Source organism: Streptomyces altiplanensis, from assembly GCF_053591575.1.
Genome location: NZ_JBSFUB010000002.1, coordinates 84069 through 106696 on the forward strand (window position 1 = coordinate 84069; position 22628 = coordinate 106696).

A 22628-nucleotide genomic window follows, 5' to 3' on the forward strand; every position below is an offset into this window, starting at 1 on the left:
GTTAGCGCCCGTTAACCTCATGGGAACGCCCGCCGGGACGCTCGCGGAAATGAGTGAACCCCCGCAGCAGCCACTCCACCGGTCCGAGCCGGTAGCGGCGCAGCAGCGCGCCGCTGAGGGCGAGCTGCGCCGCGTACAGGACGAGCGCGAGGCAGACCGGGACGGCGATGCCCAGGCGTCCGTACAGACCGAGGCCGTAGCCCGTGAAGACCAGGGCCATGACGAGCGACTGGGCGAGGTAGTTGGTCAGCGCCATGCGCCCGGCCGACGCGAGGGTCCCCGCCGCCCGCGCCCCGCCCGGCGTGCCGAACCAGAGCAGCAGTCCGGCGGCGTACGCGGCGGTGAGCGCCGGGGCGAAGACGGTGCCGGCCATCCCGGCGAGCAGTTCCCAGCGAGCGGGGAGCGGGCCCGCCGTGCCGGCGGCGGAGAAGGCGGCCGTGGGCACGCCCACGCAGAGGCCGGTCACCAGGATGCGGCGCAGACCGGCGGTGCTCACGCGGGTGAGCCACTGCCGCTTGCCGGCCGCCAGCCCCAGCAGGAAGACGGCGACGACGAGGCCGCCTATGGTCAGCAGCGCGACGGCGGCGAACCACACCTGTTCCAGGTTCGCGCCGACGACGTCGGCGAAGCCGCCCCGGTAGGCGGCGGTGAGTTCGGCGGCCTCCGCGGCGGCGGCGCCCTGTGCGGTTTCCGCGCCCGGGTCGACCAGCGTCGCGAGCGCGCCGAGCAGCAGCAGGGCCGAACCGAAGGCGCCCCACACCCACAGCGCGGCGCGGTACGCGCCCTCGGGGGTGGCCCGGCGGGCGGCGAAGAGGATCAGGCCGAGCAGGGCGTACGTCGTCAGGATGTCGCCGACGTAGAGGAACACCGCGTGCAGGGCTCCCAGGACGAAGAGCCCCAGCAGCCGCCGCATCGTCCGCGGTCCGAAGCGGGCGCCGGCGCGCTCGGCCGAGGCCGCCTGGAGGGTGAAGCTGTAGCCGAAGAGGAACGAGAAGAGCAGGTAGAACTTGCTCTGCGCGAGGAACTGGACCAGCCAGAGGGCCACGGAGTCGGCGGTGCCCGCGGGCCGGCCGCCCACCAGGCCGTAGGGACCGGCCATGGTCAGACTGTTGACCAGGAGTATCCCGAGGAGCGCGAAGCCGCGGAGGGCGTCCACCTCCAGAACGCGCTGCCGCGGCTGCGGCCCCGCCCCGGTTTCCGCCGTGTCTCGCAGTGTGGCCACAAGCCCCGCCCCCGTAGTGCACCCCGTACGCAGTCCGAACAGATCCTGACAGCCCTCGGACGCCAGTGCGTCATACCGCAGGACGAATCGCCCGCCCCTCTCCGGGAGGAGAGCCCTGGACAGGGGGGTTAGCGGTCGTTAACCTGAGAAGGCGTTAACGCTCATTAACATGCTCACCGACAGCACACCGACCGGGCGAGAGGGCTCAGGAGATGCGGCAGGCACCGGTGCTGACCAGCACCGCCGATCCGGCAGCCGAGGCATGGCGGGCCAATGAAGCGGCTCACCAGGAACTCGTGGAGGGGCTGCGCGGGCGGCTCGCCGCGGCGCGGCTGGGGGGCGGCGAGAAGGCCCGCGCCCGGCACACGGCGCGCGGCAAGCTGCTGCCGCGCGACCGGGTGGACGCGCTGCTGGATCCCGGGTCGCCCTTCCTGGAGCTGGCGCCGCTGGCGGCGGAGGGGATGTACGGGGGCGCAGCGCCGGCGGCGGGTGTGATCGCGGGGATCGGGCGGGTGAGCGGCCGCGAGTGCGTGGTCGTCGCCAACGACGCCACGGTCAAGGGCGGCACGTACTACCCGATGACGGTCAAGAAGCACCTGCGGGCGCAGGAGGTGGCGCTGGAGAACCGGCTGCCGTGCCTGTACCTGGTGGACTCCGGCGGCGCGTTCCTGCCGATGCAGGACGAGGTGTTCCCGGACCGGGAGCACTTCGGACGGATCTTCTACAACCAGGCGCGGATGTCGGGGGCGGGCATCCCGCAGATCGCCGCGGTCCTCGGGTCCTGCACGGCGGGCGGGGCGTACGTCCCGGCGATGAGCGACGAGGCCGTGATCGTGCGGAACCAGGGCACGATCTTCCTGGGCGGGCCGCCGCTGGTGAAGGCGGCGACCGGCGAGGTGGTCACGGCGGAGGAGCTGGGCGGCGGCGAGGTCCACTCCCGCGTCTCGGGGGTGACCGACCACCTCGCCGAGGACGACGCGCACGCGCTGCGCATCGTCCGCAACATCGTGGCGACGCTGCCGGGACGCGGGCCGCTGCCGTGGCCGGTGGAGCCCGTCGAGGAGCCGAAGGTGGATCCGGCCGGGCTCTACGGCGCGGTGCCGGTGGACCCCCGTACGCCCTACGACGTGCGGGAGGTCATCGCGCGTACCGTCGACGGCTCGCGCTTCCAGGAGTTCAAGGCGGAGTACGGCCAGACCCTGGTGACCGGGTTCGCCCGGGTCCACGGCCACCCGGTGGGCATCGTCGCCAACAACGGCATCCTCTTCTCCGAATCCGCCCAGAAGGGCGCGCACTTCATCGAGCTGTGCGACCAGCGCGGCATTCCCCTGCTCTTCCTCCAGAACATCTCGGGGTTCATGGTCGGCAAGGACTACGAGGCGGGCGGCATCGCCAAGCACGGCGCGAAGATGGTCACGGCGGTGGCCTGCACGCGCGTCCCGAAACTGACGGTCGTGGTCGGCGGGTCGTACGGCGCGGGCAACTACTCGATGTGCGGGCGGGCGTACTCGCCGCGCTTCCTGTGGATGTGGCCCAACGCGAAGATCTCGGTGATGGGCGGCGAGCAGGCGGCGTCGGTGCTGGCGACGGTCAAGCGGGACCAGATCGAGGCACGGGGGGAGTCCTGGTCCGCGTCCGAGGAGGAGTCCTTCAAGGCCCCGGTCCGCGAGCAGTACGAGGCCCAGGGCAACGCCTACTACGCGACGGCGCGGCTGTGGGACGACGGGGTCATCGACCCGCTGGAGACCCGGCAGGTGGTGGGCCTGGCCCTGACCGCCTGTGCCAACGCCCCGCTGTCCGACCCCGCCTTCGGCGTCTTCCGGATGTGAGTGACACATGACGATGTTCGACACAGTTCTGGTCGCCAACCGCGGTGAGATCGCGGTCCGCGTCATCCGCACCCTGCGCCGGCTGGGTGTGCGCTCGGTGGCCGTGTTCAGCGACGCGGACGCGGACGCCCGCCACGTGCGGGAGGCCGACACCGCCGTCCGCATCGGCCCGGCGGCGGCGTCGGAGAGCTACCTGCGGGCCGACCGCCTGCTGGAGGCGGCGGCCCGTACCGGCGCCCGGGCCGTCCACCCCGGTTACGGATTCCTCGCCGAGAACGCGGCGTTCGCGCAGGCCTGCGCGGACGCGGGGCTCGCCTTCATCGGGCCGCCCGCGTCCGCCATCGCGCTCATGGGCGACAAGATCCGGGCGAAGGAGACGGTACGGGCGGCGGGCGTCCCGGTCGTCCCCGGTTCGTCCGGCAGCGGCCTGACCGACGACGAGCTGGCGGCGGCGGCGCGGGAGATCGGCATGCCGGTCCTCCTCAAGCCCTCGGCGGGCGGCGGCGGCAAGGGCATGCGGCTGACACGGACCGAGTCCGCGCTGGCGGAGGAGATCGCGGCGGCGCGGCGCGAGGCGCGGGCGTCGTTCGGCGACGACACGCTGCTGGTGGAGCGGTGGATCGACCGGCCCCGGCACATCGAGATCCAGGTCCTGGCGGACGCCCACGGCAACGTGGTCCACCTGGGCGAGCGCGAGTGCTCCCTCCAGCGCCGCCACCAGAAGATCATCGAGGAGGCCCCGTCGGTCCTCCTGGACGAGGCCACCCGCGCGGCGATGGGCGAGGCGGCGGTCCAGGCGGCGCGCTCCTGCGGCTACCGGGGCGCGGGCACGGTGGAGTTCATCGTCCCGGGCAGCGACCCGTCGTCGTACTACTTCATGGAGATGAACACCCGCCTCCAGGTGGAGCACCCGGTGACCGAGCTGATCACCGGCCTGGACCTGGTGGAGTGGCAGCTGCGGGCCGCGGCCGGCGAGGAACTCCCCTTCACCCAGAAGGACATCACGCTCACGGGCCACGCGGTCGAGGCCCGTATCTGCGCCGAAGACCCCTCCCGCGGCTTCCTGCCCTCGGGCGGCACGGTCCTGGCTCTGCACGAACCGCAGGGTGACGGAGTGCGGACCGACTCCGGGCTCACGCAGGGCACGGAGGTCGGCAGCCTCTACGACCCCATGCTGTCCAAGGTGATCGCCTACGCCCCGGACCGCGCCACCGCCCTGCGCCGCCTGCGCGCGGCCCTGGCGGACACCGTCGTCCTCGGCGTCCCGACCAACGCCGGTTTCCTGCGCCGCCTGCTGGCCCACCCCGACGTCGTCTCCGGCGACCTCGACACCGGCCTCGTCGAGCGCGACGCGGACAGCCTGGTCCCGGACGGGGTCCCGCCGGAGGTGTACGCGGCGGCGGCGCTGCTGAGGTCGGCAGAGCCGGCTGCCGCCGGCGGCGCACCCCGCTGGACGGACCCCTTCTCCGCCCGCACGGGCTGGCGCCTGGGCGGCTCCCCCGCCTGGACGGTCCACCACGCCCGCGTACCGGGCCACGACCCGGTGGAGATCCGGCTCCGTACCACGGCGAGGGGCCAGGAGATCCTGATCCCCGAAGCGCGGCCCCCGGCCCCGGACCTGGCTGCCGCCGTCCCCCTGGAACCGGCTGCCCCCACCGGCGCGCAGCCGCCGCCCACGGCATCCGGGGACCTGCCCCCTGTCGCGGCGGAGCCGCACATGCCGCAGCCGGGAAGGGGCGGGGCGGCGGAGGAACGGCTTCCGGTCCGCGCGCGCATCGTCGACGCCGACGCCGGCACCGTCACCGTCGAACTCGCCGGCGTGACGCACGCCTTCCGCCACGCCACCGGCCCGGAGGGCACGTGGCTGGGCCGGGACGGGGACTCCTGGCACGTCCAGCACCACGACCCCGTCGAGGCGAGCCTGACCGGCGGCGCCCGCTCGGGCGCCGACACCCTCGCCGCGCCCATGCCCGGCACCGTCACCGTGGTCAAGGTGGCCGTGGGGGACCACGTCGACGCCGGGCAGAGCCTCCTCGTCGTCGAGGCGATGAAGATGGAGCACGTCATCTCCGCCCCGCACGCCGGCACCGTCACCGAGCTCGACGTGACGCCGGGCTCCACCGTGGCCATGGACCAGGTCCTGGCCGTGGTCGTCCCGCAGGAGGAGTCATGACCGACGGACTGCCCATGCGGGTGCCGGCGGCGGGCCTGCCGGCTCGTGTACGCATCCACGAAGTCGGCGCCCGCGACGGCCTCCAGAACGAGAAGACCGTCGTACCGACCGAGGTGAAGGCCGAGTTCATCCACCGCCTCGCCGGCGCCGGGCTCACCACCGTCGAGGCGACCAGCTTCGTGCGTCCCGAGTGGGTGCCCCAGCTCGCCGACGCCGAGGCGTTGTTCCCCCTCCTGCACGACGTCGGCGCCGAGCTCCCGGTGCTCGTGCCGAACGCCCGCGGCCTCGACCGCGCCCTGGGCCTCGGCGCGCGCCGCATCGCCGTGTTCGGGAGCGCGACCGAGACCTTCGCGCGCCGCAACCTCAACCGGACCGTCGACGAGTCGCTCGCCATGTTCGAGCCGGTCGTCGCCCGCGCGAAGGAGGAGGGGGTCCATGTCCGCGGCTACCTCTCCATGTGCTTCGGCGACCCGTGGGAAGGGGCGGTCCCGGTCCGGCAGGTGGTCAAGGCGGCCCGGGCGCTCCTCGGCCTCGGCTGCGACGAGCTGAGCCTCGGCGACACGATCGGCGTGGCCACCCCCGGCCACGTCCTGGCCCTGCTCACCGCCCTCGACGAGGCCGGGGTCCCGGCCTCCGTGATCGGCGTGCACTTCCACGACACGTACGGCCAGGCCCTCGCCAACACCCTCGCCGCGCTCCAGTACGGCGTCACCACCGTGGACGCCTCCGCGGGCGGCCTCGGCGGCTGCCCGTACGCGAAGAGCGCCACCGGAAACCTCGCCACCGAGGACCTCGTGTGGATGCTCGACGGCCTCGGCGTCGAGACCGGGGTCGACCTCGGCCGGCTCACCGCCACCAGCGCGTGGATGGCCGAACGGCTGGGCCGCCCCAGCCCCTCCCGCACCGTGCGTGCCCTGTCCCACAAGGAGTCGTAGTCATGTCCCTCGACCACCGCCTCTCCCCCGAGCACGAAGAACTCCGCCGTACGGTCGAGGAGTTCGCGCACGACGTCGTCGCCCCGAAGATCGGCGACCTCTACGAACGCCACGAGTTCCCGTACGAGATCGTCCGCGAGATGGGCCGCATGGGCCTCTTCGGCCTGCCCTTCCCCGAGGAGTACGGCGGCATGGGCGGCGACTACCTCGCCCTGGGCATCGCCCTCGAAGAGCTGGCCCGGGTCGACTCGTCGGTCGCCATCACCCTCGAAGCGGGCGTCTCGCTCGGCGCGATGCCCGTCTTCCGCTTCGGCACGGAGGAGCAGAAGCGCGCGTGGCTGCCCCGGCTGTGCTCGGGCGAGATGCTCGGCGCGTTCGGCCTGACCGAACCGGACTGCGGCTCGGACGCCGGCGGCACGAAGACCACCGCGCGCCGCGAGGGCGACGAGTGGGTCGTCAACGGCTCCAAGTGCTTCATCACCAACTCCGGTACGGACATCACCGGTCTGGTCACCGTCACCGCCGTGACGGGCCGCGGGCCCGACGGCAAGCCGGAGATCTCCGCGATCATCGTCCCCTCCGGCACCCCCGGCTTCACCGTCGCCGCCCCCTACTCCAAGGTCGGCTGGAACGCCTCGGACACCCGCGAGCTGTCCTTCTCCGACGTACGCGTCCCGCTCGCCAACCTCCTCGGCGAAGAGGGCCGCGGTTACGCCCAGTTCCTGCGCATCCTCGACGAGGGCCGCGTCGCCATCTCGGCGCTCGCGACCGGCCTGGCCCAGGGGTGCGTCGACGAATCGGTGGCGTACGCGAAGGAACGCCACACCTTCGGCCGCCCCATCGGCTCCAACCAGGCGATCCAGTTCAAGATCGCCGACATGGAGATGCGCGCCCACATGGCCCGCATCGGCTGGCGCGACGCGGCGTCACGCCTGGTCCGGGGCGAGCCGTTCAAGAAGGAAGCGGCCCTCGCCAAGCTCTACTCCTCCACGGTCGCGGTCGACAACGCCCGCGAGGCCACTCAGATCCACGGCGGCTACGGCTTCATGAACGAGTACCCGGTGGCCAGGATGTGGCGCGACTCGAAGATCCTGGAGATCGGCGAGGGCACGAGCGAGGTCCAGCGCATGCTGATCGCCCGGGAATTGGGCCTCACGGGCTGACCGCCTCGCGCGGTGACCGCCTGAAGCGGTGACCGCCTCACGGGCCGACCGCCTTGTGCGGCACGGCAGTCGGCCGGGCTGCGGCACGGCGCGGCACAGTGCGGTGGCCTGCGGAAGCTTTCGGGGCCACCCTCTGGACAATGTGTGAGGTTAGGCTAACCTACCCTCGGACTTGTCCCGTGGTGGACCCCGACCGCACGTACGAAAGCAGACACCGTCATGCCTCACGCCCGAGCTTCCCGCCTCTCCCGCCGCAGTCTGCTCGCCGCCGGCGGCGCCATAGGCATCGGCGCCGCGCTGACCGCCTGCGGCGAGACCTCCGCGAAAAGCGAGGAGAAGGCCACCGGGAAGTCGGGCCCGTGGTCCTTCAAGGACGACCGCGGCAAGACGGTGAAGAGCCCGGCCACCCCCAAGAACATCGTCGCGTTCACCGGCGTCGCCGCCGCGCTCCACGACTTCGGCGTCGAGGTCAAGGGCGTGTTCGGGCCGACCAGGACCGCGGACGGCAAGGCCGACGTCCAGGCCGGCGATCTCGACATCACCAAGGTCAAGATCATCGGCAACGTCTACGACGAGTTCAACGTCGAGGAGTACGTCGCCCTCGACCCCGACCTCCTCGTCACGGCGATGTGGGAGAAGGACAAGCTCTGGTACGTCCCCGAGGCGTCCACCGCGAAGATCCTCAAGGTCGCCCCGAGCGTCGCCCTGTGGGCCGCGGAGACCACCGTCCCCAAGGCGATCCAGCGCCACGCCGACCTCGCCGAGTCCCTCGGCGCCGACGTCGGGGCCAAGAAGGTCACCGACGCCAAGTCCCGCTTCGAGAAGGCCGCCGCGCGCCTGCGCCAGGCCGCCAAGGCCAACCCGAAGGTCAAGGTCATGATCGGCTCGGCGAGCCCGGACCTCTTCTACGTCTCCCTCGCGAAGATGTCGGCGGACACGCTCTACTTCCAGGAGCTGGGCGTGAACTTCGTCGAGCCGAAGGTGAACGCGGCCGGCTTCTTCGAGGAGCTCAGCTGGGAGAACATCGACAAGTACCCGGCCGACATCATCATGATGGACAACCGGACCGGGATCCTGCAGCCCGACGACCTCAAGAACAAGCCGACCTGGACCCGCCTGCCCGCCGTCAAGGCCGGCCAGGTCATCCCGCGCACCACGGAGCCGATCTACTCCTACGACAAGTGCGCGCCGATCCTCGAGGACCTCGCCGAGGCCATCGAGAAGGCCAAGAAGGTCGCCTGAGCATGACCGGGTCAGCCGAGGAAGCCGAAGCCGCCGTCGTCCCGTTCCGCTTCTTCGGCCTGACGGTCGTCCGGACGCGGCGGCTCAGCCCCTCCCTGGTCAGGGTGACGTTCGGGGGCGAGGACCTGCGGGCCTTCGCCTCCGGGGGCCGCGACCAGAGCCTCTCCCTCTTCCTGCCGCACCCCGGCCAGCCGGAGCCGGTGCTTCCGCCGGAGACCGATCCCGACTGGTTCGGCTCGTACCGCGCGCTGCCCGACGACGTACGGGCGGTCATGCGCTCGTACACCGTGCGCGAGCAGCGCCGGGCCGCCGACGGGGCCCGGGCCGACGAGGTGGACATCGACTTCGCCCTCCACGAGGACGGCGGGCCCGCCTGCCGCTGGGCGGGACAGGCGGGCGCCGGTGACCGCGTCGTGGTCCTCGGGCCTGCGGTCGAGGACAACACCGCCGTGCGCTTCCGCCCGCCCGAGGACACCGACTGGGTCCTGATATGGGCGGACGAGACCGCGCTGCCGGCCGCCGCGGCCGCCCTGGAGTGGCTGCCGGCCGGGACGAGGGCCAAGGTCTGGATCGAGGTCCAGCACACCGACGACCGCCTGGAGCTGACCACAGCGGCCGACGCGGACATCACCTGGCTGGTGCGGGACGAGAACGCGCCCTCCGCGCTGGACGCGGTACGCGCCGTTCCCGAGGCCGGGTTGCCGGACGGTACGCCATACGCCTGGATCGCGGGCGAGTCCTCGTGCGTACGGGCGCTGCGCCGCCATCTCGTCCAGGAGCGGAAGTTCGACCGCAAGCGCGTGACGTTCGTGGGCTACTGGCGCCGCGGGCTGAGCGAGGAGCAGTTGCGCGAGCGCGTGGAAGAAGAAGACGCGCAGTAAGGCACAACAGCCGGGGCCCCTGGGGGCGAGGACGTTGCGAGATCGATTTAGGTTAGGCTAACCTAACCAAGACATCGCGCCTTCGCCCCCCTCCTCCTGTCCTGAAGGCGCAATGAATTCCCGTACCCGGGAGGACAGTTCATGCGTTCACACCTGCTCAATGACACAACCGCCGAGCGGTACCGCCGGACCGCCACCGCAGCGGTCGAGCGGGTGGCGGACAAACTCGCCACGACCACAAGGCCGTTCACCGGCATCACCCCGGAGCAGCTCGCTCCCCGGTTCGACGCGATCGACCTCGACCGGCCGCTCGGTGACACCACCGCCGTCCTGGACGAACTCGAATCCGTCTACCTCCGCGACGCCGTCTACTTCCACCACCCGCGCTACCTCGCGCACCTCAACTGCCCGGTCGTCATACCGGCCGTCGCCGCCGAGGCCGTACTCTCCGCCGTCAACTCCTCCCTCGACACCTGGGACCAGAGCGCGGGCGCCACCCTCATCGAGCGCCGCCTCGTCGACTGGACGGCAAGCCGCATCGGCTTCGGCACCGCCGAGGAGACGGGCGCCGACGGCGTGTTCACCAGCGGCGGCTCCCAGTCCAACCTCCAGGCGCTGCTCCTGGCCCGCGAGGAGGCCAAGACCGACGACTCCGGCAAACTGCGCGTCTTCGCCTCCGAATGCGGCCACTTCAGCGTCCAGAAGTCCGCGAAGCTCCTCGGCCTCTCCCCCGAAGCCGTCATCGCGATCCCCTGCGACAACGACAAGCGCATGCAGACCGTGGTCCTCGCCCGCGAGCTGGCCCGCTGCACGAGCGAGGGCCTCGTCCCGATGGCCGTCGTCGCCACCGCCGGCACCACCGACTTCGGCTCGATCGACCCGCTGCCCGAGATAGCCGAGCTGTGCGAGCTGTACGGCGCCTGGATGCACGTCGACGCGGCGTACGGCTGCGGCCTGCTGGCCTCCCGTACCCGCCGCCACCTCCTCGACGGCATCGAGCGCGCCGACTCGGTCACCGTGGACTACCACAAGTCCTTCTTCCAGCCGGTCAGTTCGAGCGCGCTGCTGGTCCGCGACGGTGCCACCCTGCGCCACGCGACGTACCACGCCGACTACCTGAACCCGCGCCGGATGGTCGAGGAGCGCATTCCCAACCAGGTCGACAAGTCCCTCCAGACCACCCGCCGCTTCGACGCCCTCAAGCTGTGGATGACCCTGCGGACCATGGGCGCCGACGGTGTCGGCGAGCTCTTCGACGAGGTGTGCGACCTCGCCGGCGAGGGCTGGCGGCTGCTCGCCGCCGACCCGCGCTACGACGTCGTCGTCCAGCCCTCGCTCTCCACCCTCGTCTTCCGCTACGTCCCGGCCGACGTCACCGGCCCCGCCATGATCGACCGCGCCAACCTGTACGCCCGCAAGGCGCTGTTCGCGTCGGGCGACGCCGTCGTGGCCGGGACGAAGGTCGGCGGCAAGCACTACCTGAAGTTCACCCTTCTCAACCCCGAGACGACGCTGAACGACATCGCGGCCGTCCTCGACCTCATCGCCGGCCACGCCGAGCAGTACCTGGGAGAGTCCCTTGTCCACGCCTCTTGAGCCTCTTGACTTCATCGGTATCGGACTCGGTCCGTTCAACCTCGGACTCGCCTGCCTGACCGAGCCGATCGACGAGCTCGACGGTCTCTTCCTCGAAACGAAGCCGGACTTCGAGTGGCACGCGGGGATGTTCCTCGAAGGCGCTCACCTCCAGACCCCGTTCATGTCGGACCTGGTCACGATGGCCGACCCGACCTCGCCGTACTCCTTCCTCAACTACCTGAAGGAGCAGGGGCGGCTGTACTCCTTCTACATCCGCGAGAACTTCTATCCGCTGCGGACCGAGTACAACGACTACTGCCGCTGGGCCGCCGCCAAGCTCAGCAACATCCGCTTCAACCAGACGGTCGCCTCCGTCGAGTTCGACGCCGAGGCCGAGCTGTACGTCGTCCGTACCCAGGACGCCGCCTACCGCGCCCGCCACCTGGTCCTGGGCACCGGCACCCCGCCGTACATCCCGGACGCCTGCCAGGGCCTGGGCGGCGACTTCATCCACAACTCGCGCTACGTGAGCGGCAAAGAGGCGCTCCAGGCGAAGAAGTCCATCACCCTGGTCGGCAGCGGCCAGAGCGCGGCGGAGATCTACTACGACCTGCTCTCCGAGATCGACGTGCACGGCTACCGGCTCAACTGGGTCACCCGCTCGCCGCGCTTCTTCCCGCTGGAGTACACCAAGCTCACGCTGGAGATGACCTCCCCGGAGTACGTCGACTACTTCCACGCCCTCCCGGAGACGACGCGCTACCGCCTGGAGTCCCAGCAGAAGAACCTCTTCAAGGGCATCGACTCCGAGCTGATCAACGCCATCTTCGACCTGCTCTACCAGAAGAACCTCAAGGGCCCGGTCCCCACCCGCCTCCTGACCAACTCCTCCCTCAACACCGCGAGCTACGACGCCGCAAGCGCGACGTACACCCTCGGGCTGCGCCAGGAGGAGCAGGGCAAGGACTTCGAGCTGGACACCGAGGGCCTCGTCCTCGCGACCGGCTACCGCTACCGCACCCCCGCCTTCCTGGAGGGCGTGCGCGACCGGATCCGCTGGGACGGCCAGGGCCGCTACGACGTGGCCCGCAACTACAGCATCGACACGACGGGCCGCGGCATCTTCCTCCAGAACGCCGCCGTCCACACCCACAGCATCACCTCGCCCGACCTGGGCATGAGCGCGTACCGCAACGCCTACATCATCGGTGAGCTGCTGGGCTCCGAGTACTACCCGGTCGAGAAGGCCATCGCTTTCCAGGAGTTCGCGATATGAACAGCTCGTTTTCCATCCGTCCCCTCGACCCGCTCAAGGACGCCGAGCTGCTGCACGGCTGGGTCACCCACCCCAAGGCCGCCTTCTGGATGATGCAGGACGCGTCGCTGCCGGACGTCGAGCGCGAGTACATGGCGATAGCCGCGGCCGAGCACCACGACGCCTTCATCGGCCTGCACGAGGGCGAGCCCGCCTTCCTCATGGAGCGCTACGACCCCGCCCACGTCGAGCTCGTGGGCCTGTACGACGCCCAGCCCGGCGACGTCGGCATGCACTTCCTGGTCGCGCCGACCGACACGCCCGTCCACGGCTTCACCCGCGCCGTGATCACCGCGGTGATGGAGGAGCTGTTCGCGGACCCGGCCACCCGCCGCGTCGTCGTCGAGCCCGACGTGCGCAACGACGCCGTCCACCGCCTCAACGAGGCCGTCGGCTTCGAGATCGTCGAGAAGATCGCCAAGCCGGAGAAGGACGCCTACCTGAGCGTCTGCACGCGCGCCCGGTTCGAAGCAGCACGTACCGCAGCACGTACCGCCGGAGCCGCCCTGTGAACCGCGAGAGCTCCACCGACGCCGTCTCCCACCTCTCCCCCGAGCGCTGGGCCCACGCGAGCCGGCTCCTCGTCCGCAAAGCACTCGCCGAGTTCTCCCACGAGCGCCTGCTGGCCCCCGAGCCCCTCGGTGACAACCGGTACGCCGTCCGCTCCGACGACGGCGCGACCGAGTACCGCTTCACCGCCCACCGCCACGCGCTGGACCACTGGCAGGTCTTCCCCGAGTCCATCACCCGCCACCGCGACGGCGCCGAGATCCCCCTCGACGCCCTCGAGTTCTTCATCGAGCTGCGCGGGGCACTCGGCCTGAGCCCGGAGATCCTCCCCGTCTACCTGGAGGAGATCAGCTCCACCCTCTCCGGCACGGCGTACAAGCTCACCAAGACGCCCGTCACCGCCGCCGCGCTGGCCCGCGCCGGCTTCCAGGACATCGAGACGGGGATGACCGAGGGCCACCCCTGCTTCGTCGCCAACAACGGCCGTCTCGGCTTCGGCATCGACGAGTACCGCTCGTACGCCCCCGAGGCCGCCTCCCCCGTCCAGCTGATCTGGCTGGCCGCCCGCCGCGACCACGCCACCTTCACAGCCGGCGCCGGGCTGGAGTACGAGGACTTCGTACGCGCCGAACTGGGCGACGCGGTCCTCGGCCGGTTCGCGGCGACGCTGAGCGGTCTCGGCCTGGACCTGGCCGACTACTACCTCATCCCGGTCCACCCCTGGCAGTGGTGGAACAAGCTCTCCGTCACCTTCGCCGCCGAGGTCGCCCAGCACCGCCTCGTCTGCCTCGGCGCGGGCGACGACAGCTACCTCGCCCAGCAGTCGATCCGTACCTTCTTCAACACGAGCGACCCGGCGAAGCACTACGTCAAAACGGCGCTGTCCGTCCTCAACATGGGCTTCATGCGCGGCCTCTCCGCCGCCTACATGGAGGCCACGCCCGCCATCAACGACTGGCTGGCCGGACTGATCGAGAACGACGAGACCCTCCGGGCGACCGGTCTGACGATCATCCGTGAGCGCGCGGCCATCGGCTACCACCACCGCCAGTACGAGGCCGCCACCGCCAAGGGCTCCCCGTACCTGAAGATGCTCGCCGCGCTCTGGCGCGAGAGCCCCGTCCCGTCCCTGGCGCCGGGCGAGCGCCTCGCCACCATGGCGTCGCTGCTGCACACCGACCACGAGGGCGCGTCCCTCGCGGGCGCCCTGATCGCCGAGTCGGGTCTCGCCCCGGCCGAGTGGCTGCGCCGCTACCTCCACGCGTACCTCACGCCGCTGCTGCACAGCTTCTACGCGTACGACCTGGTCTACATGCCGCACGGCGAGAACGTCATCCTCGCCATCGAGGACGGCGTCGTCACCCGGGCGGTCTTCAAGGACATCGCGGAGGAGATCTGCGTGATGGACCCGGACGCGGTGCTGCCGCCCGCCGTCGAGCGCGTCCGCGCCGAAGTGCCCGACGACATGAAGCTGCTCTCGCTCTTCACCGACGTCTTCGACTGCTTCTTCCGCTTCCTCGGCGCCACGCTCGCCACCGACGGCGTCACCGACGAGGACACCTTCTGGCGGACGGTGGCGGAGTGCGTGGCCGACTACCAGGAGGCGCACCCGCAGCTCGCGGACAAGTTCAAGCAGTACGACATGTTCGCACCGGAGTTCGCACTGTCCTGCCTGAACCGGCTCCAGCTGCGCAACAACAAGCAGATGGTCGACCTCCAGGACCCGTCGGGCGCGCTCCAGCTCGTCGGCACCCTCGACAACCCGATCGCGCGGTTCGCCCGGGCCTGACCCGGCCGCCGACCGGAACGACGAGCGGGCGGGCGTCCGTGCCCCAGGCCCTCACGGACGCCCGCCCCCTCTCCGCCCCTACTCCGCGGGCCAGGGCACCTGCGCCGAGCGGTAGTAGTCGATGCCCAGCGCCGAGAACCGCGGCCCCTGGGCCGCCAGCCGCACCTTGTACGTGTCCCAGTCGTGCGTGGCCGCCGGCGACCAGCCCAGCTCGGCGATGCCCGGCAGCCTCGGGAACGCCATGTACTCGACCTGGTCGTTGGTCCACAGGGTCTCCGACCACAGCGGCGCCTCGACCCCGAGGACCGACCCGGCCGGCGCGCCCGGCAGGTACGCCCCGGGGTTCCAGTCGTACGAGCGCTCCACCTCCACGTAGCCCGCCCAGGCGAGGCCGAGCGGGGTGCTCTTGTCGTACTTCATGTCGAGGTACGCCCGGTCGGCCGGCGACAGCACCAGCTTCGTCCCCTTCTTCGCGGCATCGGCGACCTGCGCCTTCTCCGCCGCCGAGGTCCTGTCGAGCCCCCAGTACTGGGCGACGGCGCCCTTGACCGGATTGCCGCCCGTCAGCTGGTGCCAGCCCATCACCGTCTTGCCGTACTTGCCGACGACGGCCTGCGCCTTGTCCATGAAGGCGACGTAGTCCGCGTCCGACGTGGAGTGCGCCTCGTCGCCGCCGATGTGGAGGTACTTGCCGGGCGTCATCGCGGCGATCTCGCGCACCACGTCGTCCACGAACCTGTACGTGATGTCCTTCGGCACGCACAGCGAGCTGAAGCCGACGCTGGTCCCCGTGTAGAGGGGCGGGGCGACGCCGTCGCAGTTCAGTTCGGGGTACGAGGCGAGCGCCGCGTTGGTGTGCCCCGGCAGGTCGATCTCGGGGACGACCTCCAGGTGGCGGGAGGCGGCGTACCGCAGGATCTCCTTGTAGTCGGCCTTCGTGTAGTAACCGCCGGGGCCGCCGCCGACCTGGGTCGAGCCGCCGTACGTCGCGAGCCGCGGCCAGGAGTCGACGGCGATGCGCCAGCCCTGGTCGTCGGAGAGGTGCAGGTGCAGCTTGTTGACCTTGTAGAGCGCCATCTGGTCGATGTACGTCTTGACCTTGTCGACGCTGAAGAAGTGCCGCGACACGTCGAGCATCGCGCCCCGGTAGCCGTAGCGCGGCGCGTCCTCGATCGTTCCGCCCGCGACCTTCCACGGCCCCCGCTGCCGGGTGTCCTCCTCCACGGAGGCGGGCAGCAGCTGACGGAGCGTCTGCACGCCGTGGAAGAGCCCGGCGGGCTTGCGGGCCGTGATGGTGACCCCGTGGCGGCCGGACTCCAGCCGGTAGCCCTCGTCGCCCAGCGAGGCGTCCCCGGAGCCGAGCCGCAGCCGGATCCCGTCCTTGGCGTCCCGCTCCGTGACCGGCAGCGCGTAGCCGGTGGACGGGCGCAGGATGTCCGCGAGGTACGAGCCGATCCGCCGCGCCTCGTGCGAGTCGCCGTCGACCCTGATGCGCGTCCGGTGCGTGAGGGCATAAGAAGGCCCGCCCTCGGAGACGGAGGCGGGCGCCGGAATCACCTGGCCCAGTGGTCTTGCTTCCGCGGCGGGTCCGGCGGCCGCCGGGGTGGCCGCGACGCCCGTCGCGCCGGCGGCGACGACGAGGACCAGCGGGGCGAACAGGCGTGGGAGCGTTCTGCGTTGACTCACGGGCGGTCCCTTCGGCGGGCTTCGCAACAGTGGCGTAGTGCAGGCGAACGGTCACCATGGGTATCGCGCGCCCCACTCCGGGGTCAAGGGTTTAGACCACTTCTGCCTCCGTGTCCCGCACCGGGAGACGCCCGGATACGACCGGATCCTCCCCCTCCAGGAGCGAGATCCTGCCCGGATTCGGGCAGGATTCTTGCGTGCGCCCCAAATCCCCCGCAGTATCTACGGGTGCTCGAACGCCGCCCGTCGTCGCCGTACGACGACCTCATCGACCATCTGGTCCGCAGCACCGCGCTCCCGCGCGGTGAGGCCGCCCGGGTGGTGCTCGACGTGCTGGCGTACTTCGACGAGACGGCCGAGGACTTCGTGCGCCGCCGCCACCGCGAGCTTCAGTCCGGCGGCCTGGTGAACGCGGAGATCTTCGAACGGATCGCGGCCGAGATGCCGCACCGCGCCGTGGCGCCACCGGAGCTCTCGCTCCGGCAACTGCGCCGCATCGTCTACGGCTGAGCACCCACTCAACGACTCGAGGGACACACCATATGTGCGGAATCGTCGGTTATATCGGCAAGCGTGACGTCGCCCCGCTGCTGCTCGAAGGCCTCCAGCGCCTGGAGTACCGCGGCTACGACTCGGCGGGCATCGTGGTCACGAGCCCCAAGGCGAGCGGCCTGAAGATGGTCAAGGCCAAGGGCCGCGTCCGCGACCTGGAGGCCAGGGTCCCCAAGCGCTTCGCCGGCACCACCGGCATCGCCCACACCCGCTGGGCCACCCACGGCGCCCCGAGCGACGAGAACGCCCACCCGCACCTCGACGCCGAGGGCAGGGTCGCCGTCGTGCACAACGGCATCATCGACAACGCCACCGAGCTGCGCGCGAAGCTGGTCGCCGACGGCGTCGAGTTCCTCTCCGAGACCGACACCGAGGTCCTCGTCCACCTCGTCGCCCGCTCCCAGGCCGTGACGCTGGAGGAGAAGGTCCGCGAGGCGCTGCGCCACGTCGAGGGCACGTACGGCATCGCCGTCATGCACGCCGACTTCTCCGACCGCATCGTCGTCGCCCGCAACGGCTCGCCGGTCGTCCTCGGCATCGGCGAGAAGGAGATGTTCGTCGCCTCCGACATCGCCGCGCTGGTCTCGCACACCCGCCAGATCGTCACCCTCGAAGACGGCGAGATGGCCACCCTCAAGGCCGACGACTTCCGTACGTACACCACCGAGGGCTCGCGTACGACGGCCACGCCGACCACCGTGGAGTGGGAGGCCGAGTCGTACGACATGGGCGGCCACGACACGTACATGCACAAGGAGATCTCCGAGCAGGCCGACGCCGTGGACCGCGTGCTGCGCGGCCGCATCGACGACCGCTTCTCCACCGTGCACCTGGGCGGCCTGAACCTGGACGCCCGCGAGGCGCGCGGCATCCGCCGCGTCAAGATCCTCGGCTGCGGCACCTCGTACCACGCGGGCATGATCGGCGCGCAGCTGATCGAGGAGCTGGCCCGCATCCCCGCCGACGCCGAGCCCGCGTCCGAGTTCCGCTACCGCAACCCGGTCGTGGACCCCGACACCCTCTACGTCGCCGTCTCCCAGTCCGGTGAGACGTACGACGTGCTGGCGGCCGTGCAGGAGCTGAAGCGCAAGGGCGCCCGCGTCCTCGGCGTGGTGAACGTCGTCGGCTCGGCGATCGCCCGCGAGGCCGACGGCGGCATGTACGTGCACGCCGGTCCCGAGGTCTGCGTCGTCTCCACCAAGTGCTTCACCAACACGGTCGTCGCCTTCGCGCTGCTCGCCCTGCACCTGGGCCGCATCCGCGACCTGTCCGTCTCGGACGGCAAGCGGCTCATCGAGGGCCTGCGCAAGCTGCCCGCCCAGATCGCGGAGATCCTGAAGACCGAGGACGAGATCAAGAAGATCGCCGAGGAGTACGCCGGCGCCCAGTCGATGATGTTCATCGGGCGCGTGCGCGGCTACCCGGTCGCCCTGGAGGCCTCCCTCAAGCTGAAGGAGATCTCCTACATCCACGCCGAGGCGTACCCGGCCTCCGAGCTCAAGCACGGCCCGCTCGCCCTGATCGAGCCCGCCCTGCCGACGGTCGCGATCGTGCCCGACGACGAGCTGCTGGAGAAGAACCGCGCGGCGCTGGAGGAGATCAAGGCGCGCAGCGGCCGGATCCTGGCGGTCGCGCACCGCGAGCAGGAAAAGGCCGACCACACCATCGTGGTCCCGAAGAACGAGACGGAGCTGGACCCGATCCTCATGGGCATTCCGCTCCAGCTCCTCGCCTACCACACGGCACTGGCCATGGGCCGCGACATCGACAAGCCGCGCAACCTCGCCAAGTCCGTGACGGTCGAGTAGCAGCCGCAGACCGGGCCGCAGGTACGACGAAGGCCGGCCCCCCGCGTGAAGCGGGGGGCCGGCCTCGTGCCGCAGTGCTTACGGGATCACGATGACCGGCCGCTGCGCGCGCCGCGCCAGCCGGCCCGCCACCGAGCCGAAGATCCGTCCGACCAGGCCGTGCGTCGTCCCGACCACGATCGCGTCGGCCGAGTACTCCTGGCCGACCTCCTCCAGCTCGTGGCAGATGTCGCCACCGCGCTCGACGAGGATCCACGGCACTTCGGAGAGGTAGTCCGCGCAGGCCAGCTCCAGTCCGAGCACCTCGGTGCGGTGATCCGGCACGTCCACGAAGACCGGCGGTTCGCACCCCGCCCAGACCGTGGTCGGCAGCCTGTTGGCCACATGGACGATGATCAGGCCGGAGCCCGACCGCACCGCCATGCCGATGGCATACGAAAGAGCCCGCTCGCTGGACGTGGAGCCGTCGAAGCCGACGACGACACCGTGCTGGAAGGCGGGATCGCAGGAATGGCGTGTTTGCTCCACCGCCCGGAGGTCGTCCAGGGGATCGACGACCTGCTTGCGGTCCGCGGGTTCGGGGGTTTCGTGACCGGCCATGGGTGTCTCGGCGAAGAAGTCCTCTGGGGAGGGGTCGCTTTTATTGAGGAAAGGAATGGCAACGAGCGGTGGAGCTGTGTCCGGGAATCATCTTCCCAACTCCATACCCCCAAGGGTACGGCGACACTCCTCTTCTGCCCAGAGCCGACCGCCCCTCGGGCGGCGTCCAAGGGAGCATGCACGAGCCCGGCCCGTAAGGCAATGCCGGTTGCCCCTTACAGGTGTCTTGACAGACGTGCGCCGCCGGCCGCGGCGCCCGGCGGACATGATCGTCGGCGCGGCCGCCGACGCGGCCCACCGGTGCACGTTCGGCCACGCCCGCGGGCGGCAGCGGCGGCAGCGGCGGCAGGGAGAACGGGCGCGTCCGCGAGCGCGGGCGGCCGGGACGCGCCGGGGCGGGCACTTCGCCGCGGGAAGTGCGCCGGGGGAGCGGCGGCCCGGCCCTCATGCACCCGTATCTTTTCAGCCAACTTCATGTCGCCGCCCAACCCTTGACGGAATGGCCTTCCAACCCCTGTTCCGCCAGGCATGAAAGGACCGCCTCCGGCCAACGCACCCTACGGGGACGGGCCATGAGGGCGAGGCGTACTTCCCTGCGAGGCCCGCGAGTGGAACGCTTCGTGATCGAATGCTTCACGCCAAGTGACCTTGTCGACATAGTGCCGAATGCCGAAGTTGTCACGCCGGCGCCACGGGACACAGTAGATTCGATCATGGGTATATACGGCGGGGGAATCATGCAGGACCGAGGGGAAACGTGCAGGACCGAGAGGACGCGAACACCGAGGGGGGCTTAGCGTCATGAGCCAGGACTCCACTGCCGCACCGGAGGCCGCACGGAAGCTCTCCGGACGCCGCCGCCGGGAGATCGTAGCGGTGCTGCTCTTCAGTGGCGGCCCCATTTTCGAGAGCTCGATCCCGCTCTCTGTGTTCGGCATTGACCGGCAGGACGCAGGAGTGCCCCGTTACCGGCTACTGGTGTGCGCGGGAGAGGACGGACCGCTGCGCACCACGGGCGGACTCGAACTGACCGCCCCCTACGGCCTGGAGGCGATGAGCAGGGCCGGCACCGTCGTCGTACCGGCGTGGCGTTCCATCACCTCGCCACCACCGCCGGAGGCCCTCGACGCGCTGCGCCGCGCCCACGAGGAGGGGGCCCGCATCGTCGGGCTGTGCACCGGTGCGTTCGTGCTGGCGGCGGCGGGGCTGCTCGACGGCCGCCCGGCCACCACGCACTGGATGTACGCGCCGACGCTCGCCAAGCGCTACCCGTCGGTCCACGTCGACCCGCGCGAGCTCTTCGTCGACGACGGCGACGTCCTCACCTCGGCCGGCACGGCGGCCGGAATCGACCTGTGCCTGCACATCGTGCGTACGGACCACGGCACCGAGGCCGCCGGGGCGCTGGCCCGCAGGCTCGTCGTGCCGCCGCGCCGCAGCGGCGGGCAGGAGCGCTACCTCGACAGGTCTTTACCTGAGGAGATCGGCGCCGACCCGCTGGCCGAGGTCGTCGCCTGGGCGCTGGAGCACCTCCACGAGCAGTTCGACGTGGAGACGCTGGCCGCGCGCGCCTACATGAGCCGCCGCACCTTCGACCGGCGTTTCCGCTCCCTCACCGGGAGCGCTCCCCTGCAGTGGCTGATCACCCAGCGGGTGCTCCAGGCGCAGCGTCTGCTGGAGACGTCCGACTACTCGGTCGACGAGGTCGCGGGCCGCTGCGGCTTCCGCTCGCCGGTCGCGCTGCGCGGGCACTTCCGGCGCCAGCTCGGCTCGTCCCCGGCCGCGTACCGGGCCGCCTACCGGGCCCGGCGGCCGCAGGGCGAGGCCCACCCGGCCCCGTCCGCGGTCACCCCGACCATGGACGCGCTGCCGCAGCAGGCCAGGCGCGCGGCGGCGGCGAGTACGCCGTCGGGTCCCTCCGCGACCGCGTCGGCGGCACCCGATCCGGGCAAGCCGGGCTCCGATGCGTACGCCCCCGGCCGCCCGACGCTGCCCGGCCAGCGGGAACGCCCCGTAGGGTGAGACACATGAACGATCGCATGGTGTGGATCGACTGCGAGATGACCGGGCTCTCGCTGACGGACGACGCACTTATCGAGGTGGCCGCACTGGTCACCGACTCGGAGCTCAACGTGCTCGGCGAAGGGGTGGACATCGTGATCCGCCCGCCGGACGCGGCCCTGGAGACCATGCCCGAGGTGGTGCGGCAGATGCACACCGCCTCGGGTCTCCTCGACGAACTGGCCGGCGGAACGACGCTGGCCGACGCCGAGGAGCAGGTCCTGGCGTACGTGAGGAAACACGTGAAGGAGCCCGGCAAGGCCCCGCTGTGCGGGAACTCGGTCGGCACCGACCGCGGGTTCCTGCTGCGTGACATGTCGACGCTGGAGGCGTACCTCCACTACCGGATCGTGGACGTCTCGTCGGTCAAGGAGCTGGCCCGCCGCTGGTACCCGCGGGCGTACTTCAACAGCCCGGAGAAGAACGGCAACCACCGGGCGCTCGCCGACATCAAGGACTCCATCGCGGAGCTGCGCTACTACCGGGAGGCGGTCTTCGTGCCCCGGCCCGGCCCCGACTCCGACACGGCGAAGAAGATCGCGGCGAAGTACGTCCTGCCTGCGCAGCCCGCGGAGTAGACACCCGGCGGGGCCCGGCGAAACCTGGGCGCGAGCACCCTCTGGGACCCTGTACACTTTTTCTCAGCCGGTCGGGAACGACCGGCCGCGGTGGGTGTAGCTCAGTTGGTAGAGCACCTGGTTGTGGTCCAGGTGGCCGCGGGTTCAAGTCCCGTCACTCACCCTGAACGATCAAGCCCCGACCTGCGAAAGCAGGTCGGGGCTTCTTCGTGCTCGAAACTTTGGGAACGCAGCGGGAACACAGGGCCCCCACGCCGGTCGTATCGTCGGCCCAGGGCGAGCATCGTGAAACGTCCCAAGAAAGATGGCATCGCCACCTACCAAGTGAAGTGGCGACAGGCCGGCGAGTGGCGGTCAGAACGATTCGGCGAGCCGGAACAGGCCGATCAGTTCCAAGAACCTCGTAGAGGCGCACGGAGTGCAGGAGGCGCTTTCGTGCGTCCGGGCCGGCTTGGTGCTTCCCGCCACAGCAGTGCTCTACGCCGCTTCGACGACGCCCTCGCCTACCGCCGCGGACCACTCCACCAGCAGCCGCTGATACTGGGCCTCATCTGCTTCGGACAGCCCGCCCTCCGCGCGCGCGACCAGGGCGCGGATCTCCGCATTCACGGCCTCAGCAGACCGCACAGAGCCAGGTACGGCAGGGGATGGGGGCATGAGGCAAGGCTACGGCGGGGCACTGACAACCGGCAGTGGATGTGACTGA

At 70.8% G+C, this 22628-nt stretch carries 18 protein-coding genes and 1 tRNA gene; 15 read left to right on the top strand and 4 right to left on the bottom strand.

All coding sequences use genetic code 11. From position 1 onward, the window contains the following. Position 1 precedes the first annotated feature (1 nt). Positions 2-1222 (bottom strand): DUF418 domain-containing protein, encoded by a 1221-nt coding sequence (locus tag ACWD0Y_RS01250; RefSeq protein ID WP_450258402.1) that lies wholly within the window; start codon positions 1220-1222, stop codon positions 2-4. Between the two features lie 212 nt (positions 1223-1434). Between ACWD0Y_RS01250 and ACWD0Y_RS01255 the strand changes: the two genes are divergently transcribed. The 10 genes from ACWD0Y_RS01255 (at position 1435) to ACWD0Y_RS01300 (ending at position 14637) form a co-directional block, all read left to right on the top strand. Then, positions 1435-3051: a carboxyl transferase domain-containing protein gene (locus tag ACWD0Y_RS01255; RefSeq protein WP_450258403.1), complete on the top strand. Its 1617-nt coding sequence runs from the start codon at positions 1435-1437 to the stop codon at positions 3049-3051. A gap of 13 nt (positions 3052-3064) precedes the next feature. Continuing rightward, positions 3065-5224: an acetyl-CoA carboxylase biotin carboxylase subunit gene (locus tag ACWD0Y_RS01260; protein ID WP_450258487.1), complete on the top strand. Its 2160-nt coding sequence runs from the start codon at positions 3065-3067 to the stop codon at positions 5222-5224. Then, entirely contained in the window at positions 5221-6159 is a 939-nt protein-coding gene (locus tag ACWD0Y_RS01265) for a hydroxymethylglutaryl-CoA lyase (RefSeq protein WP_450258404.1), read from the top strand. The genes ACWD0Y_RS01260 and ACWD0Y_RS01265 overlap by 4 nt, the downstream gene beginning before the upstream one ends. Before the next feature lie 2 nt (positions 6160-6161). After that, on the top strand, positions 6162-7322 hold the full coding sequence (locus tag ACWD0Y_RS01270) for an acyl-CoA dehydrogenase family protein (protein ID WP_450258405.1): 1161 nt from the start codon (positions 6162-6164) through the stop codon (positions 7320-7322). A gap of 219 nt (positions 7323-7541) precedes the next feature. Next, positions 7542-8564, top strand: a complete 1023-nt coding sequence (locus ACWD0Y_RS01275) for an ABC transporter substrate-binding protein (RefSeq protein ID WP_450258406.1) — start codon at positions 7542-7544, stop codon at positions 8562-8564. 2 nt (positions 8565-8566) lie between these two features. Next, on the top strand, positions 8567-9445 hold the full coding sequence (locus ACWD0Y_RS01280; RefSeq protein WP_450258407.1) for a siderophore-interacting protein: 879 nt from the start codon (positions 8567-8569) through the stop codon (positions 9443-9445). 141 nt (positions 9446-9586) lie between these two features. After that, entirely contained in the window at positions 9587-11041 is a 1455-nt protein-coding gene (locus ACWD0Y_RS01285) for a pyridoxal phosphate-dependent decarboxylase family protein (protein ID WP_450258408.1), read from the top strand. Next, positions 11025-12299, top strand: a complete 1275-nt coding sequence (locus tag ACWD0Y_RS01290; protein WP_450258409.1) for a lysine N(6)-hydroxylase/L-ornithine N(5)-oxygenase family protein — start codon at positions 11025-11027, stop codon at positions 12297-12299. The genes ACWD0Y_RS01285 and ACWD0Y_RS01290 overlap by 17 nt, the downstream gene beginning before the upstream one ends. After that, complete coding sequence (locus tag ACWD0Y_RS01295) at positions 12296-12850, top strand: GNAT family N-acetyltransferase (protein WP_450258410.1); 555 nt, start codon at positions 12296-12298, stop codon at positions 12848-12850. The genes ACWD0Y_RS01290 and ACWD0Y_RS01295 overlap by 4 nt, the downstream gene beginning before the upstream one ends. Next, positions 12847-14637, top strand: a complete 1791-nt coding sequence (locus tag ACWD0Y_RS01300; protein ID WP_450258411.1) for an IucA/IucC family protein — start codon at positions 12847-12849, stop codon at positions 14635-14637. Before ACWD0Y_RS01295 ends, ACWD0Y_RS01300 begins: the two co-directional genes overlap by 4 nt. Positions 14638-14715: 78 nt before the next feature. Here the strand turns inward: ACWD0Y_RS01300 and ACWD0Y_RS01305 are convergent, their stop codons facing one another. After that, positions 14716-16323 (bottom strand): beta-N-acetylhexosaminidase, encoded by a 1608-nt coding sequence (locus tag ACWD0Y_RS01305; protein WP_450258412.1) that lies wholly within the window; start codon positions 16321-16323, stop codon positions 14716-14718. Between the two features lie 228 nt (positions 16324-16551). Between ACWD0Y_RS01305 and ACWD0Y_RS01310 the strand changes: the two genes are divergently transcribed. Both ACWD0Y_RS01310 and glmS read left to right on the top strand, forming a co-directional pair. Then, the gene (locus tag ACWD0Y_RS01310; RefSeq protein ID WP_028811565.1) at positions 16552-16833 is read left to right on the top strand and encodes a hypothetical protein; all 282 of its coding nucleotides are present in this window, start codon (positions 16552-16554) and stop codon (positions 16831-16833) included. A gap of 32 nt (positions 16834-16865) precedes the next feature. Next, positions 16866-18683, top strand: coding sequence for a glutamine--fructose-6-phosphate transaminase (isomerizing) (gene glmS, locus ACWD0Y_RS01315; protein ID WP_450258413.1), 1818 nt, complete (start codon positions 16866-16868; stop codon positions 18681-18683). 78 nt (positions 18684-18761) lie between these two features. Here glmS and ACWD0Y_RS01320 read toward each other — a convergent pair whose 3' ends face one another. After that, on the bottom strand, positions 18762-19283 hold the full coding sequence (locus tag ACWD0Y_RS01320; RefSeq protein ID WP_450258414.1) for a universal stress protein: 522 nt from the start codon (positions 19281-19283) through the stop codon (positions 18762-18764). 801 nt (positions 19284-20084) lie between these two features. Here ACWD0Y_RS01320 and ACWD0Y_RS01325 point away from each other — a divergent pair. The 3 genes from ACWD0Y_RS01325 (at position 20085) to ACWD0Y_RS01335 (ending at position 22085) form a co-directional block, all read left to right on the top strand. After that, the gene (locus ACWD0Y_RS01325; protein ID WP_450258415.1) at positions 20085-21305 is read left to right on the top strand and encodes a helix-turn-helix domain-containing protein; all 1221 of its coding nucleotides are present in this window, start codon (positions 20085-20087) and stop codon (positions 21303-21305) included. Positions 21306-21310: 5 nt separating this feature from the next. Beyond that, on the top strand, positions 21311-21922 hold the full coding sequence (gene orn / locus ACWD0Y_RS01330) for an oligoribonuclease (RefSeq protein WP_450258416.1): 612 nt from the start codon (positions 21311-21313) through the stop codon (positions 21920-21922). 90 nt (positions 21923-22012) lie between these two features. After that, a tRNA-His gene (locus ACWD0Y_RS01335) sits at positions 22013-22085 on the top strand. Between the two features lie 314 nt (positions 22086-22399). On the opposite strand, the gene ACWD0Y_RS01340 is transcribed toward ACWD0Y_RS01335, so the two are convergent. Then, positions 22400-22531, bottom strand: a complete 132-nt coding sequence (locus ACWD0Y_RS01340) for a hypothetical protein (protein ID WP_450258417.1) — start codon at positions 22529-22531, stop codon at positions 22400-22402. Positions 22532-22628 lie beyond the last annotated feature (97 nt).

Bases quoted from the DNA above. Each gene is read 5' to 3' on its own strand.
- ACWD0Y_RS01255 (WP_450258403.1), top strand. From the start codon at position 1,435: ATGCGGCAGGCACCGGTGCTGACCAGCACCGCCGATCCGGCAGCCGAG.
- ACWD0Y_RS01260 (WP_450258487.1), top strand. From the start codon at position 3,065: ATGTTCGACACAGTTCTGGTCGCCAACCGCGGTGAGATCGCGGTCCGC.
- ACWD0Y_RS01265 (WP_450258404.1), top strand. From the start codon at position 5,221: ATGACCGACGGACTGCCCATGCGGGTGCCGGCGGCGGGCCTGCCGGCT.
- ACWD0Y_RS01270 (WP_450258405.1), top strand. From the start codon at position 6,162: ATGTCCCTCGACCACCGCCTCTCCCCCGAGCACGAAGAACTCCGCCGT.
- ACWD0Y_RS01275 (WP_450258406.1), top strand. From the start codon at position 7,542: ATGCCTCACGCCCGAGCTTCCCGCCTCTCCCGCCGCAGTCTGCTCGCC.
- ACWD0Y_RS01280 (WP_450258407.1), top strand. From the start codon at position 8,567: ATGACCGGGTCAGCCGAGGAAGCCGAAGCCGCCGTCGTCCCGTTCCGC.
- ACWD0Y_RS01285 (WP_450258408.1), top strand. From the start codon at position 9,587: ATGCGTTCACACCTGCTCAATGACACAACCGCCGAGCGGTACCGCCGG.
- ACWD0Y_RS01295 (WP_450258410.1), top strand. From the start codon at position 12,296: ATGAACAGCTCGTTTTCCATCCGTCCCCTCGACCCGCTCAAGGACGCC.
- glmS (WP_450258413.1), top strand. From the start codon at position 16,866: ATGTGCGGAATCGTCGGTTATATCGGCAAGCGTGACGTCGCCCCGCTG.
- ACWD0Y_RS01320 (WP_450258414.1), bottom strand. From the start codon at position 19,283: ATGGCCGGTCACGAAACCCCCGAACCCGCGGACCGCAAGCAGGTCGTC.
- ACWD0Y_RS01325 (WP_450258415.1), top strand. From the start codon at position 20,085: ATGAGCCAGGACTCCACTGCCGCACCGGAGGCCGCACGGAAGCTCTCC.
- orn (WP_450258416.1), top strand. From the start codon at position 21,311: ATGAACGATCGCATGGTGTGGATCGACTGCGAGATGACCGGGCTCTCG.